The sequence below is a fragment of the Burkholderia sp. MSMB1835 genome (assembly GCF_001526365.1).
GTDB lineage: Bacteria > Pseudomonadota > Gammaproteobacteria > Burkholderiales > Burkholderiaceae > Burkholderia.
The window spans coordinates 53,806-67,205 of the sequence record NZ_LOYP01000004.1 but is presented as its reverse complement, the minus strand read 5'-3'; the positions used below and the strand labels follow the sequence as shown (position 1 = coordinate 67,205).

Genomic DNA, 13,400 nt, shown 5'->3' with positions numbered 1-13,400 from the left:
GATCGCGGCGCGTCGGCCGCGGGCAGGGACTAGGCGGACATCCGGCGCGGCGGCCGGTCGATGCCGCCGGTCAGGAACGACACGCCCCCTGCCGAAGGCGGCGGCGCGACGATCGTGACGCCGACGCTCACCGCGGCAGGCACCGCGAGCGCCTCCGAGATGCCAGCGCCGAAGCAGCAGGACACGCACGCGGCACACGACGACGCATGCCGCGCGTGGTCGTCGCGATCGCGATGACCGTCCTGCGCGGCCGGCATCGCGTGCGACGTGTTGTCCGCATGCCGCACGGCGGCTCCCGAGCACGGCATCGAAACAGCCGCGAACGACTGGATCGGCAGGCTCAGCGCGAGCAATACGACGACGAGGAAGGTGCGCCAGTACGACATGGAGACGAAATCGGGCAGACAGCGATCGTTCAGGCCGTCGCGGCGCCGTGACGGCGCGCGCCGGGGACAAGACGACCGCAGCTTATCGCCGCCGCGGTGACGACGGCATGGCTGAAACATGACCGGCTTTTCATGACAATTCCGTCATCCGCCGGTCATCCTTCGCGCACGCGCGACGCCGTACGCTCTGGCTTTACACTGACCGGCTCGAATCACGGACAGCCTGCCCGACCATGCGGATACTGATAGTCGAAGACGAACCCAAGATGGCGTCGTACCTCCGGAAGGGGTTGACGGAGGCGAGCTACACGGTCGACGTCGCGGAAAACGGCAAGGACGGGCTGTTTCTCGCCTTGCACGAGGATTTCGACCTCGTCGTGCTCGACGTGATGCTGCCGGAACTGGACGGCTTCGAGGTGCTCAGGCGGCTGCGCGCGCAGAAGCAGACACCCGTGCTGCTGCTCACGGCCCGCGAGGCGATCGAGGACAAGGTCGCCGGGCTCGAACTCGGCGCCGACGATTACCTGCTCAAGCCGTTCGCGTATGCCGAGTTCCTGGCGCGCATCCGTTCGCTGCTGCGGCGCGCGCCGCGCAACGTGCGCGACGTCCTGCACGTCGCCAATCTCGAGATCGACCTGCTCAAGCGTCGCGTGCGGCGCGCCGACACCCGCATCGACCTGACCGCGCAGGAATTCGCGCTACTGCAACTGCTCGCGGAACGCGAAGGCGAGGTGCTGACGCGCACCTTCATCACGTCGCAGATCTGGGACATGAATTTCGACAGCGACACGAACGTCGTCGATGCGGCAATCAAGCGCCTGCGCGCGAAGATCGACAACGCGTACGAGAAGAAACTGATCCACACGATTCGCGGCATGGGCTACGTGCTCGAGGATCGTTCGTGACCGCGCGCCCCGTGCCGTATTCGCTGCTGCGGCGCCTGACGCTCGCGTTCGCCGCCGTCGCGGCGCTCGTGTTCGCGCTGACCGGCGCGTATCTCTATCGTTCGCTGTCCGCTGAACTGACGCGGCGCGACGACATCGAGATCACCGCCAAGCTCAACCAGTTCCTGCAACTCGCACGCGCCAGCGGCTCGGCCGCCGCGCTGCGCGCCGATCCAGCCGTGTTCCATGACGTGCTGCTGTCGCATCCGGGCGTCTATCTCGGCATCTACGACGCGCAACGTCATCCGCTCGTCGAGCATTCCGACGAAGCCGGCAATACGCTCGCGTCGGTGATCGCAGCGCCGCATCCGGCTGGCAGCGTCGGCAGCCCGTTCACGTGCGCGCCGCCCGGCATCGGCACGTCGCGCTGCGTGCATGCACGCGAAACGCTGCCGTCCGGCGAAGCGATCCAGGTCGCGCTCGCGCGCACCGCGACCGATCGCCAGTCGCTACTCGAAAGCTATCGCGTCGACATCTGGCTCGCGGCGGCCGTCGGCGCGCTGCTGGTCGGCGCGCTCGGCTACGCGGTCGCGTCGCGCGGCCTGCGCCCGGTCGAAAGCCTCGGCCGGCAGACGTCGCGCATCGAGGCACACAACCTGAACGCACGCCTCGACGCGCGCGGCGGCCCGGTCGAATTGCGCGAGCTCGCCACGTCGGTGAACCGGATGCTCGACCGCCTCGAACGCGCGTTCGTGCGGCTGTCGCAATTCTCGTCCGATCTCGCGCACGACATGCGCACGCCGCTCGCGAACGTGATCAGCTCGTCGCAGATCACGCTATCGCGCGCCCGCACCGCCGACGAATACGAAGCGCTGATCGAATCGAACATCGAGGAGTGCGAACGGCTGCAGCGGATGATCGAGAACATGCTGTTTCTCGCCCGTACCGACAATGCGCGGCAGCACCTGAAGACCGCCGAACTCGACGCGGGCAGCGAACTGCGCCGGCTCGCGTCGTACTTCCATGCGTTGGCCGACGAGGCCGGCGTGCGCATCGACGTGCATGGCGAAGCGCCGGTCGTCGCGGACGCCACGCTGTTCCGGCGCGCGGTGAGCAACCTCGCGTCGAATGCGCTCGAACACGCGGAAGCTACGTCGACGATCGAGCTGGCCGTGTCCGTACAAGGCGGTTACGCGGTCGTCGAAGTCACGAATCGCGGCGCCGCGATTCCGCCCGAACAGGTCGAGCGGATCTTCGAGCGCTTCTACCGGATCGATTCGTCGCGGCACGGCGCGGCGCGCAACGCGGGGCTCGGGCTCGCGATCGTGAAATCGATCATGGAGCTGCATCGCGGCAAGGTGGAGGTCGCGAGCCGCGACGGGCACACGACGTTCGCGCTCTACTTCCCGCGCGGCACGGACGGTTAGCCCCGCGCCTCTCCACGTTCGACGCTAACGATCCTGTCCTGCGCCAAACGACGTGCGAACACACACGAGCAGCGCGATGGTCGCCGCGCTGAACACGGCTCCCGCGTAGAACGTCGCGGCGGCGCCCACGCGGTCCCACAGGAAGCCCGCGACGACGCTCGATACGAGCGTCACGATACCGCTGATCAAGTTGAATACGCCGAACGCCGTCCCTCTCAATTCGGCCGGCGCGGCATGCGCGACCATCGTCGCGAGCAGCCCTTGCGTCATCCCCATATGGAGGCCCCATAGCGCGACGCCGACGAGCACGGTCGGCCAGTACGCGCCGTGCGCCAACACGATGTCGGCGGCGATCAGCAGGACGAGCCCGACCACCATCAGTTTCGTGTGGCTCGTCGTATCGGCGAGCTTGCCGAACGGGTAAGCGGACAACGCATAGACGACGTTCATCGCGACCATCACGAGCGGCACGAGTGCGACGGGCACGCCGCTGCCCATCGCGCGCAGCACCAGAAACGCCTCGCTGAAACGCGCCAGCGCGAACACGCCGCCGACGGCCACCACCCACCAGTAGCGGGCGCCGAGTTGCGCGACGACCTCGCGGCGGATCGGGTTCACGCGCTTCTCGCCCGGCGCATGCGCCGGCTCGTCGATGCCGAACGCGAGCAGCGCCACGGCCAGCACGCCGGGAATCACGGCCAGCCAGAACGCGAGGCGGAAATCGTCGCGCCACGCCAGCATGATGACGACGGCCAGCAGCGGCCCGAGGAACGCACCCACCGTGTCGAGCGACTGGCGCAACCCGTACGCGGCGCCGCGCAGGTGAACGGGCGTGACGTCGGCGACGAGCGCATCGCGCGGCGCGCCGCGAATCCCCTTGCCGACGCGGTCGACGATCCGCGCGGTCACGACGACGCCGATCGTCGGCGCGATCGCGAACAGCGGCTTGCTGAGCGCGCCGAGCGCGTAGCCGGTCACCGCGAGCCATTTGCGATTGCGCAGGTAGTCGCTCAGCGTGCCGGAGAACACCTTGACGACCGGCGACGTCGCCTCGGCGATCCCCTCGATCAGGCCGATCGCCGTCGCGCTCGCACCAAGCCCCGTCATCAGGAACATCGGCAACAGGCTGTGGATGATTTCGGACGACACGTCCATCAGCAGGCTGACACAGCCGAGCACCCACACGCTGCGCGGAATCTGGCGAAGAATGCCGGTCGACGAGTCGGTCTGCATGGGTCGCTCCCGGTTCAGGAATCCCGATACTGGATGCCAGCGATACTACCGCAGGCCGGCGACGCCGATCGCCGGCTTCGGCAGCGCGTGCGCCCTCGCTATTGCGCGTCGTCGCGCCGGAGTTTCGCCTGCCGGCGCGGACGGTCGTTGAGTATCTGGTGGCGGCGATGGTCGGTCAGCTTCTTCCAGTCGCGCGCCTCGTCGCGCGTGCGCAGGCAGCCGACACAAAAGCCCGTGCGACCGTCGAATGCGCACAGGTCGATACACGGCGATTTCACGGCCACGATCAGGCCGCCTTCGCAGGCGTCGTCACTTCGACGGTCACGTGCGACATGCCGTCGAAGCGCGCGACCAACGCATGGTAGAAACGCGCATCGCGTGCGGCGTCGCCCGATTCGACCGACACGATCGCGCTCATGTGCCCGGGGCCCACGCGCCACACGTGGAGATCGTTGACCTGGTCGCCGAGCGCCTCGATCGCGCGGCGGACGTTGTCCGTCAGCTTGCGATCGACGTTGACGTCGAGCAGGACACCGCCCGTATCGCGTATCAGCCCGTACGCCCAGTTGGCGATCACCAGCGCGCCGACGATGCCCGCGAGCGGGTCCATCCAGACCCATCCGAACGCGCGCGCGAGCAGCAGGCCGACGATCGCCAGCACCGACACGGCCGCGTCGGCGATCACGTGAACGTAGGCCGACCGGATGTTGTGGTCGCGATGCGCGGCCGAGTGCGATGCGTGACCATGATGCGCGTGGTGCGCATCGTCGTGGTCGTGGTCGTGGTCGTCGTCGTGGTGATGCGGATGATCCTGACCATGACGATGCCCGTGATGGTGATCGCCGCTCAGCAGCCACACGCTGGCGAGGTTCACGGCGAGCCCCAGCACGGCGATCGGAATCGCTTCGTCGAAGCGAATCGGCACCGGCGCCAGCAGCCGCGCGATCGCCTCATAGCCGATCAGCAACGCGATCATCGCCAGCACGATCGCGCTCGTGAAGCCGGCCAGGTCGCCGAGCTTGCCGGTGCCGAACACGAAGCGCGGATCGTCGGCGTACCGGCGCGCATAGGTATAGGCCAGCGCCGCGATCAGCATCGCGCCCGCGTGCGTCGACATGTGCAGCCCGTCGGCGACCAGCGCGAGCGAACCGAACAGCGAGCCGCCGACGATCTCGGCGATCATCATCGCCGAGCACAGGCCGATGACCATCCACGTCTTCCGCTCGTTCTGCGCATGGGCGGTGCCCAGAAACGCGTGACTGTGCACGCCGCCGGTCGCCGGGCGCTTGAATTCGTTCATGTTCCGATCCGCTTACTTGAAATAGCTGTGCACGACATCGATGAGCTGCTCGGTCGCGCTGCCTTCGTGTGCGTCGGGCGTGTCCGCATCGACGAGATGCGACCGGATGTGGTCTTCCAGCACGACGGCCAGCAGGCCGTTCATCGCGCCGCGGCAGCTCGTGATCAGTTGCAGCACGTCGTTGCAGCCGCGCTCGTCTTCCAGCGCCCGTTCGATCGCTTCGACCTGTCCCTTGATACGGCGCACGCGGTTCAGCAGCTTCTGTTTTTCGCGAACGGTATGACTCATCGATGGCTCCTGTATAGGGTAGGGGAGTATATCTCCCGAAGGCTGCCCCTGTAGCATGGAGGGGTATTCTTTTTCGAGACGAAGGCTTGTCGAAAGAAAACCGCTCGGCTAGACTGCTTTCCGTCTTTGGGGAGTAGCCTGCTTTCCGTCCCCGGAAAGCGAACGCGTCAACACACTCGGCCTGCGGCCGTGGCGCGTTCGGCCGATCAGCTTGGCGAGACCATCGGCACATCGCGTCGTTCCTGGTCGGACGGCGGCGGATGTGCCATGGTTCGTCAGCGTCCGACCACGGAGTCCCCATGTTCCTCCCCGCTCGCTTCCCCCACGCCACCGCTGCCTGCGGAGGTGCCGCATGACCTTCATGTTTGTCGAACTCGCGTTCATGCTGGCCGTCATCCTCGTCGCGGCCGAGGTCTTCACCAATGCGCTCGAACATCTCGGCGAACGCCTGAAGATTTCCGAAGGCGTGACCGGCTCGCTGTTCGCGGCCGTCGGCACCGCGCTGCCCGAAACGATGGTGCCGCTGCTCGCGCTGGCCGGCGGCACGTCGAACCCGGCCGTGAACGAGGAGATCGGCGTCGGCGCGATTCTCGGCGCGCCGCTGATGCTGGCGACGCTCACCACGTTCCTGATGACGCTCGCCGTGATCCGCTCGCGCGGGCTGCGCGGCACGATCGCCCCCGAACGCACGGGCTTCGTGCGCGACATGAACACCTTCCTCGCCGCGTTCTCGCTGGCGACCGTCGCGATGTTCGTTCCGCATCACAACTGGGCCGTGCGCGCGCTGCTCGCCGCGATGCTGGTCGGCCTCTACGTGATGTACGTCGCGCTGACGTTGCGCGCGTCGACCGGCCTCGTCGATGCCGGGCACGGCACCGAGGCGCCGCACGCGATGTTCCTGTCGCGCGTCGGCCTGCCAACCAATCTCGCGACGATCATGCTGCAACTGCTGATCGGCGTCGCGCTGCTGGTCGGCGGGGCGAAGGGCTTCATTCACGGCGTGGAAGGCGTATCGCACGCGCTCGGCGTATCGGCGCTGCTGCTGTCGCTGATCGTCGTGCCGATCGCGACGGAACTGCCAGAGAAGGTCAACAGCGTGCTGTGGATCCGCCGCGGGAAGGACACGCTCGCGTTCGGCAACATCACCGGCGCGATGGTGTTCCAGGGCACGCTGCTGCCGGCGATCGGCATCATGCTGACGCCGTGGGAGCCGCGCCCCGAAGTGCTGACCGGCGTGATCATCACGCTCGCGGCGGCGGCCTGGCTGCGCGTCAACGCGCATACGCGCGGGCTCGCGACCTGGGCGTTGCTCGCGAACGGCGCGGGTTATGCGGGGTATCTGGCGTTGACGCTGGCGCGCTGACCGCAGATCGGGCGCGCCGGCCGGCGAACACGTTGGCGCGGCGCGCTTCGCGGCGGCGGATGCGGGCGGCAGTGACACCCGCATCCGGACGATCAGGATCCCTTGACGAGCCTGACGATCGTCAGCGTGCCATCGATCTTCTCGATCCGCACCTTTACCTTGTCGCCCGCATGTGCGTGCGCGAGCATCGCCGCATCCTTTGCCTTGAACGCCATCGTCATCGGCGGCATCCCGACGTTCTCCAGCGCGCCGTGCTTCAGCGTGATCCGGCCGCTTGCGGCATCGACCTTCTTCACTTCGGCGTCCGTCAGCGCGGCGTGCGATTCCGTCGCGCCGTCCGACGACATCTTCATGGCGGACATGTCCATGCCCGACATGTCGCCGGCGGCAACGGCCGGGACGGCGAAAGCGCCGCACGCGAGAACGGTGGCAGCGGTGGCGATCAATTGATTCATCTTCATCGTGATTCTCCGGTGGGAATGGATGGCACGTTCGTGCCGGAAGGAACTGCATCGGAATGCCGCGTGCGGCTCGCGCTTCGCGCACGACGGCGCTGAAGCAGAAGCCACGCGGCGGGAATGACGAACATCGACAGCAGTGGCGCCGTGACCATGCCGCCTACCATCGGCGCGGCGATGCGCTGCATGACTTCGGAACCGGCGCCGTGACCGATCATGATCGGCACGAGCCCGGCGAGCACGACGGCGACCGTCATTGCCTTCGGGCGTACACGCAGCACCGCGCCTTCGCGAATCGCGTCGAGCAGCAACGCATCGGTCAGCGGTTCGCCGGCATCGAGCCGGCGTTGCAGCGCGCCCTTCAGGTACAGCAGCATCACGACGCCGAATTCGGCGGCCACGCCCGCCAGCGCGATGAAGCCGACCGACGTCGCGACGGACACCGCATGGCCGAGCGCCCACACCAGCCAGAACCCGCCGACCAGCGCGAACGGCACCGTCGACATCAGCAGCAACGCATCGGCTGCCGAATCGAACGTGACGAACAGCAGCACGAAGATCACGACGAGCGTGACGGGCACGACGGTGCGCAGCGTCGCCGCCGCGCGTTCGAGATACTCGAACTGCCCCGACCATGCGATCGAATAGCCGGGCGGCAACGCGACCCGATGCGCGACGGCCTGCTGCATCGCACGGACGGCCGTGCCCAGGTCCGTGCCGCGAAGATCGACGTACACGTAGCCGGACAGCCGCGCGTTCTCGCTGCGGATCATCGGCGGCCCATCGGCGATCGCGACATGCGCGACGTCGCCGAGGCGGATCTGCGCGCCGCGCGCGGTCACGATCGGCAGTTGCCGCAGATTCTCGAGCGAATCACGGATCTCGCGCGGATAGCGAATGTTGATCGGAAAGCGCTCGCGCCCCGCGACCACTTCGCCCACCTCCTCGCCGCCGATCGCCGACGACACGACCGACTGGATATCGGCAACCGACAACCCGTAACGCGCGGCGGCAAGCCGGTCGATGTCGACGTCGATGTAGCGGCCGCCGTTCAGCCGCTCCGCGAGCGCGGAAGTCACGCCCCGCACGTGCTTCACGGCGGCCTCGACCTGCGTCGCGATCGTGTCGATCCCCGCCAGGTCCGGCCCCGAGATCTTCACGCCGACCGGCGTCTTGATCCCGGTGGACAGCATGTCGAGCCGGTTGCGGATCGGCGGCACCCATACGTTCGACAGGCCCGGCACCTTCACCGTCCGGTCGAGTTCGTCGACGAGTTTCTGCGGCGTCATGCCGGGCCGCCATGCGCTGCGCGGCTTGAACCGGATCGTCGTCTCGAACATTTCGAGGGGCGCCGGATCGGTCGCCGTATCGGCGCGGCCCGACTTGCCGAACACCGTGTCGACCTCGGGCACGGTCTTGATCAGCCGGTCGGTCTGCTGCAGCAATTCGCTCGCCTTGTCCGCCGAGATACCCGGCAGCGCGGTCGGCATGTACAGCAAATCGCCTTCGTCGAGCGGCGGCATGAATTCGCCGCCGAGCCGCGACAACGGCACGGCAGTCAGCACGAGCGCGACGACCGCGATACCGATCGCGGCCCACGGGCGCCGCAGCGTCGCTTCGAGCCACGGCCGATACAGGCGGATCAGCACGCGGGTGATCGGGTTCGCGTGCTCGTGCGGAATGCGGCCGCGCACGAGATAGCCCATCAGCACGGGCACCAGCGTCACCGATAGCCCAGCGGCGGCGGCAATCGTGTAGGTCTTCGTGAACGCGAGCGGCGCGAACAGCTTGCCCTCCTGCCCTTCCAGCGAAAACACCGGAACGAACGACAGCGTGATGATCAGCAACGAGAAGAACAGCGCGGGGCCCACTTCCGCGGCAGACGCCGCCACGAGTTCCCAGCGTCGCACGGTCGAGATCGGCTCGCCGGGATGCGCGCGGTCGTGCGCTTCCAGATGCTTGTGTGCGTTCTCGATCATCACGATAGCGGCGTCGATCATCGCACCGATCGCGATCGCAATCCCGCCGAGCGACATCAGGTTCGCGTTCACGCCCTGGTAGCGCATCACGATGAACGCGGCCAGCACGCCAAGCGGCAGCGACAGGATCGCGACCAGCGCGCTGCGCAGATGGAACAGGAACACCGCGCATACGATCCCGACGATCACGAACTCCTCGATCAGCTTGTCCGTCAGGTTGTCGACCGCGCGCGCGATCAGTTGCGAACGGTCGTAGGTCGTGACGATATCGACGCCGGCCGGCAGCGAACGCTTCAGGTCGGCGAGCTTCGCCTTCACCGCGTCGATCGTCGTCAGCGCGTTCTTGCCCGAGCGCATCACGACGACGCCGCCCGTCACCTCGCCCTGCCCGTTCAACTCCGCGATGCCGCGCCGCATCGCCGGCCCGACCTGGATGCGTGCGACGTCGCCGAGCAGGACGGGCGTGCCGGCGTCGTCGGTGCGCAGCACGACGTGACGGAAATCGTCGAGCGTGCGCAGGTAGCCTGACGACCGCACCATGTACTCCGACTCGGCCAGCTCGACGACCGCGCCGCCGGAGGCCTGGTTGGCCTTGCCGAGGGCCTCCGCGACCGCCGCCTGCGTGATCCCGTATGCGCGCAGCTTGTCCGGGTCCAGCACGACCTGGTACTGACGCACCATGCCGCCGATGCTCGCGACTTCCGATACGTCCGGCACGGCCTTCAGCTCGAACTTCAGGAACCAGTCGTTGAGCGCACGCAGTTGCCCGGGATCGTGATGGCCGGTGCGATCGACGAGCGCGTACTCGTATACCCAACCGACGCCCGTTGCATCCGGGCCTAGCGACACGGTCGCGCCCGCCGGCAGGCGGCTCTGCACCTGACTCAGGTATTCGAGCACGCGCGAACGCGCCCAGTACGGATCGGTATGATCGTCGAACAGCACATAGACGAACGCGTCGCCGAACGACGAGTACGCGCGCACGGTTTTCGCGCCCGGCACGCCGAGCAGCGTCGTCGTGAGGGGATAGGTCACCAGGTCCTCGACGACCTGCGGCGCGTTGCCCGGATACGATGCCTTCACGATCACCTGCGTGTCCGACAGATCGGGCAACGCATCGAGCGGCGTCTGCCGCAGCGAATGCACGCCCCATGCCACGAGCAGCACGGTAGCCAGCAGCACCAGGAACCGATGATGGACGGACCAGTGAATGATGCGCGGGATCATCGCCCACCTCCCTGCTGCTCGACCTTCGTCAGCCGGTAGCCGTCGTCGGTCTGCGTGAACGCGAAACGCACGGTCTGGCCCGGCTTCACGTCCGCGAACGCGTGCGCCGACGGCTTGCCGAACGCCATCGTCATCGCCCCCCAGCCGAGCGCCGGCACCGGCTGATGCGAGAACGTGATGTCGTCGGCCGTGACTTTCTCCACCGTGCCGGTGGTTTCGTAGACCGGCGCGGTTGCCGTCGAGGACGATGCTGCCGCGGCTGTCCCTGCCGCGCGCTCCAGCCGCGGCAGCACGCTTTTCAGGCTGGCCTCCGAATCGATCAGGAACTGCCCCGACGCGACCACCGTGTCGCCTTCGTTCAATCCGCCGAGCACTTCCGTGTCGCCGCCGACGTCGTTTCCGACCGTCACCGACGTCGGCTGAAACCGGCCGTCGCCGTTCTTCACGATGACGATCGTGCGCTGGCCGGTCGCGATCACGGCCTCGGACGGCACAAGCAGGCGCGACACCTTCGCCTTCTCGGCGACCCGCACGCGCATCAGCATGCCGGGCGTGAGCTTCAGCGATGCGTTGTCGATCTCCACCCGCGCATGCAGCGTGCGGCTGCCCGTGCTGATGCCGGGCAACACTTCGCGGATGCGTCCACTGAAATGCCGGGCTGGATCGCCCGCGAACGTCGCGTCGACCGACATTCCCGGCTGCACGTTCAAGGCAAGCGCTTCCGGCACCTCGACGATCAGCCATAGCGTGGACAACCCGGCGATCTTCGCGAGCGTCTGGCCGGGCGCGACCATCGCGCCGTCGCGCACATTCAGCTCGCTGACGACGCCGGCCTCGGGCGCACTCAGCTCGACGTGCGTCTGCGCGCGGCCCGTACGATCGAGATTCGCGATCATGCCGTCCGGAATCGACAGTGCCCGCATCCGCGCACGCGCCGCATCGAGCAGGCTGCCATCCGTCCCGCCGCGCTTCAGCGCGAGATACTCCTCCTGCGGCGCGAGCCAGTCGGGCACGAACAGCGATGCGACCGGCGCTCCCTTCGCGATGCGCTGCATCGGCGCGCGTGCATACAGGCGGTCGATGTAGCCTGTGACGCGCGACTGCACGACTTCCGTGCGTGCTTCGTCGAACTGCGTGGTGCCCACCGCGTCGAAACCGGCCGCCGTCTGCTGCCGACGCACGGTCGCATAGCGGATGCCGAGGTTCTGCTGCAGGCCCGGATCGATCCGGATGCCCGTCGCCGCGCCGCCTTCATCCGCATAGACGGGCTGCAACTGCATGTCCATGAACGGCGATTTGCCCGGTTTGTCGAAGTGCTGGTTCGGCACCATCGGGTCGTGCCAGTACAACACCTTGCGCGCGGGCTGCGGAGCCTGCGCGCCCGGCGGCGCAGCGGCAGTCGTGGCCGCCGTCGCCGCATCGCCCGTCGCATGGCGGACGCCTGCGAAATAGCCGGCGCCGGCGAGCGCCGCGCCGGCGAACGCCATCAGCGCCGCACGTGCCAGTGATTGCTTGATCATGGCGGTCTCCTTCACTGAGCGGCGGCCATCGCCGACGGCACGACCTGATATTCGAGCTGCGCCCAGGTCTGCGACACGTCGCGCCTGAGATCGAGCACCTGCAACTGCGCTTCGAGCTGCGCACGCCGCGCGGCGAACGTGTCGGCGAGCGATCCCGTGCCGGCCCGGTACGCGGCCGTCGCGAGCTGCACACGCTGATCGGCGGCCGGCAACAGCGCGGCGCCCAGGTGCGCGATGCGTGCGCGGCCGGTCGCCAGCGTGTCGGATTGCGTGCGGATATCGGCCTGCACCTGACGCAGCGTGTCCTCGTACATCAGGCGCGCCTTCGTTGCGAGCGCAGCCTTTTCGGCCACGTCGCGGCTCTGGCGATTCTTGCGATTGAGCGGCAGCGGGATCGAAACGCCGACCGACACCATGTTCGAATACGCTCCGCCGCGCTGCTGGTACGCGATTTCCCACGTCCAGTTGGGGCTGCGCTCGCTGTTCGCGACCGCGACGTCGGCTTCGGCCACCGCGATATCGTCCGCGGCGGCGACGAGCGCCGGCTGCGACAGGCGCAGCTCGTCCGGCGGCAACGACGAGACGAACGATTCGGGCGCGGGCGGCGTACCCGCCACGTCCGTCACGGGCGCCGCCGTCCAGCGGGCCAGCGCGACGAGCGCGGTGCGATACGCCTGCTGCGCCTTGAGCACCTGGTCCTGCGTCTGTGCGAGCATCGCGCGGGCCTGCACGACGTCGCCCGCGCTCGCCTTCGCGCCGCGATACGACGCCTGCGTCGCGTCGAGTTCATGGTTCATGTGACCGAGCAGCGCCTGCTGAAGCGCGAGCGCCTGCTTCGCATAAACGGCATCCAGCCACGCCGTCGCGGTCTGCCGGCGCACGGCCGCCAGTTGCAGGAGATAGCCCGCGCGCTCGCGGCCGACCTGCTCGTCGGCCAGCGCGGTGCGCAGCCGCCGCTTGTCGCCGGACACCCATTCCTGCTCGATGCCGATGCGGCGCATCGTCATGAAGTCCTGGCCGACGGTGAAGCGCTGCCCGCCGTTGATCGGCAAGTTGTCGATACCGGCCTTGAGCATCGGGTCCGGCAACTGGCCGGCCTTGACGGCCGCTTCGGAACGCGCGAGCACGGAAGCCTGTGCGGCCCGCATCGACGCGGAACGATCGGTGGCGGACTGCAGCGCCGCATCCAGCGTCAGCGGCGCCTGTTGCGCGTGAACGGCGCCCACCACCAGCAGCGCGGCCCATGGCATGGGCGTGCGCCGACATGCACGCGGCATGGCCAGCGTGCGGAAAGTGAATGACATGGTGTAACCCCAAATCGGAACCCAAAGGGAT

General features: G+C 67.8%; 12 protein-coding genes and 1 riboswitch. Of the genes, 3 read left to right on the top strand and 9 right to left on the bottom strand.

What is annotated here, in order from left to right; translation table 11 throughout:
- Positions 1 to 29 precede the first annotated feature (29 nt).
- Entirely contained in the window at positions 30 to 386 is a 357-nt protein-coding gene (locus WS96_RS02060; protein ID WP_059830270.1) for a hypothetical protein, read from the bottom strand.
- 233 nt (positions 387 to 619) lie between these two features.
- Here WS96_RS02060 and WS96_RS02055 point away from each other — a divergent pair, with 233 nt between their 5' ends.
- A complete protein-coding gene (locus WS96_RS02055; RefSeq protein ID WP_034205580.1) occupies positions 620 to 1,291 on the top strand; it encodes a heavy metal response regulator transcription factor in 672 nt (223 codons plus the stop codon).
- Positions 1,288 to 2,697 carry a heavy metal sensor histidine kinase gene (locus WS96_RS02050; RefSeq protein WP_059830269.1) on the top strand — a complete coding sequence of 470 codons (1,410 nt, stop codon included), beginning with the start codon at positions 1,288 to 1,290 and terminating at the stop codon, positions 2,695 to 2,697. The genes WS96_RS02055 and WS96_RS02050 overlap by 4 nt, the downstream gene beginning before the upstream one ends.
- 24 nt (positions 2,698 to 2,721) lie before the next feature.
- Here the strand turns inward: WS96_RS02050 and WS96_RS02045 are convergent, their stop codons facing one another.
- The 4 genes from WS96_RS02045 to WS96_RS02030 form a co-directional block, all read right to left on the bottom strand.
- A complete protein-coding gene (locus WS96_RS02045; RefSeq protein ID WP_059830267.1) occupies positions 2,722 to 3,930 on the bottom strand; it encodes an MFS transporter in 1,209 nt (402 codons plus the stop codon).
- 98 nt (positions 3,931 to 4,028) lie between these two features.
- Entirely contained in the window at positions 4,029 to 4,214 is a 186-nt protein-coding gene (locus WS96_RS02040; protein ID WP_034205583.1) for a DUF1289 domain-containing protein, read from the bottom strand.
- Between the two features lie 2 nt (positions 4,215 to 4,216).
- Entirely contained in the window at positions 4,217 to 5,230 is a 1,014-nt protein-coding gene (dmeF, locus tag WS96_RS02035; RefSeq protein WP_059830265.1) for a CDF family Co(II)/Ni(II) efflux transporter DmeF, read from the bottom strand.
- Positions 5,231 to 5,242: 12 nt separating this feature from the next.
- Positions 5,243 to 5,518, bottom strand: coding sequence for a metal/formaldehyde-sensitive transcriptional repressor (locus WS96_RS02030; protein ID WP_012338822.1), 276 nt, complete (start codon positions 5,516 to 5,518; stop codon positions 5,243 to 5,245).
- A 116-nt stretch (positions 5,519 to 5,634) separates the two neighbouring features.
- Positions 5,635 to 5,811: riboswitch (yybP-ykoY riboswitch) on the top strand.
- 59 nt (positions 5,812 to 5,870) lie between these two features.
- Here WS96_RS02030 and WS96_RS02025 point away from each other — a divergent pair.
- Positions 5,871 to 6,881 (top strand): sodium:calcium antiporter, encoded by a 1,011-nt coding sequence (locus tag WS96_RS02025; protein ID WP_059830263.1) that lies wholly within the window; start codon positions 5,871 to 5,873, stop codon positions 6,879 to 6,881.
- A gap of 92 nt (positions 6,882 to 6,973) precedes the next feature.
- On the opposite strand, the gene WS96_RS02020 is transcribed toward WS96_RS02025, so the two are convergent.
- From WS96_RS02020 to WS96_RS02005, 4 genes are read right to left on the bottom strand one after another with little or no spacing between them, the layout of a single operon-like run.
- On the bottom strand, positions 6,974 to 7,342 hold the full coding sequence (locus WS96_RS02020) for a copper-binding protein (protein ID WP_059830261.1): 369 nt from the start codon (positions 7,340 to 7,342) through the stop codon (positions 6,974 to 6,976).
- On the bottom strand, positions 7,339 to 10,545 hold the full coding sequence (locus WS96_RS02015) for an efflux RND transporter permease subunit (RefSeq protein WP_059830259.1): 3,207 nt from the start codon (positions 10,543 to 10,545) through the stop codon (positions 7,339 to 7,341). The genes WS96_RS02020 and WS96_RS02015 overlap by 4 nt, the downstream gene beginning before the upstream one ends.
- Complete coding sequence (locus WS96_RS02010; RefSeq protein WP_059830608.1) at positions 10,542 to 12,065, bottom strand: efflux RND transporter periplasmic adaptor subunit; 1,524 nt, start codon at positions 12,063 to 12,065, stop codon at positions 10,542 to 10,544. The genes WS96_RS02015 and WS96_RS02010 overlap by 4 nt, the downstream gene beginning before the upstream one ends.
- Before the next feature lie 11 nt (positions 12,066 to 12,076).
- Positions 12,077 to 13,369 (bottom strand): TolC family protein, encoded by a 1,293-nt coding sequence (locus WS96_RS02005; protein ID WP_059830257.1) that lies wholly within the window; start codon positions 13,367 to 13,369, stop codon positions 12,077 to 12,079.
- Positions 13,370 to 13,400 lie beyond the last annotated feature (31 nt).

What these genes read in the sequence shown, in the direction of transcription:
- WS96_RS02060 (WP_059830270.1), bottom strand. Translation starts at nt 386, where the DNA reads ATGTCGTACTGGCGCACCTTCCTCGTCGTCGTATTGCTCGCGCTGAGC.
- WS96_RS02055 (WP_034205580.1), top strand. Translation starts at nt 620, where the DNA reads ATGCGGATACTGATAGTCGAAGACGAACCCAAGATGGCGTCGTACCTC.
- WS96_RS02045 (WP_059830267.1), bottom strand. Translation starts at nt 3,930, where the DNA reads ATGCAGACCGACTCGTCGACCGGCATTCTTCGCCAGATTCCGCGCAGC.
- dmeF (WP_059830265.1), bottom strand. Translation starts at nt 5,230, where the DNA reads ATGAACGAATTCAAGCGCCCGGCGACCGGCGGCGTGCACAGTCACGCG.
- WS96_RS02030 (WP_012338822.1), bottom strand. Translation starts at nt 5,518, where the DNA reads ATGAGTCATACCGTTCGCGAAAAACAGAAGCTGCTGAACCGCGTGCGC.
- WS96_RS02025 (WP_059830263.1), top strand. Translation starts at nt 5,871, where the DNA reads ATGACCTTCATGTTTGTCGAACTCGCGTTCATGCTGGCCGTCATCCTC.
- WS96_RS02020 (WP_059830261.1), bottom strand. Translation starts at nt 7,342, where the DNA reads ATGAAGATGAATCAATTGATCGCCACCGCTGCCACCGTTCTCGCGTGC.
- WS96_RS02015 (WP_059830259.1), bottom strand. Translation starts at nt 10,545, where the DNA reads ATGATCCCGCGCATCATTCACTGGTCCGTCCATCATCGGTTCCTGGTG.
- WS96_RS02010 (WP_059830608.1), bottom strand. Translation starts at nt 12,065, where the DNA reads ATGATCAAGCAATCACTGGCACGTGCGGCGCTGATGGCGTTCGCCGGC.
- WS96_RS02005 (WP_059830257.1), bottom strand. Translation starts at nt 13,369, where the DNA reads ATGTCATTCACTTTCCGCACGCTGGCCATGCCGCGTGCATGTCGGCGC.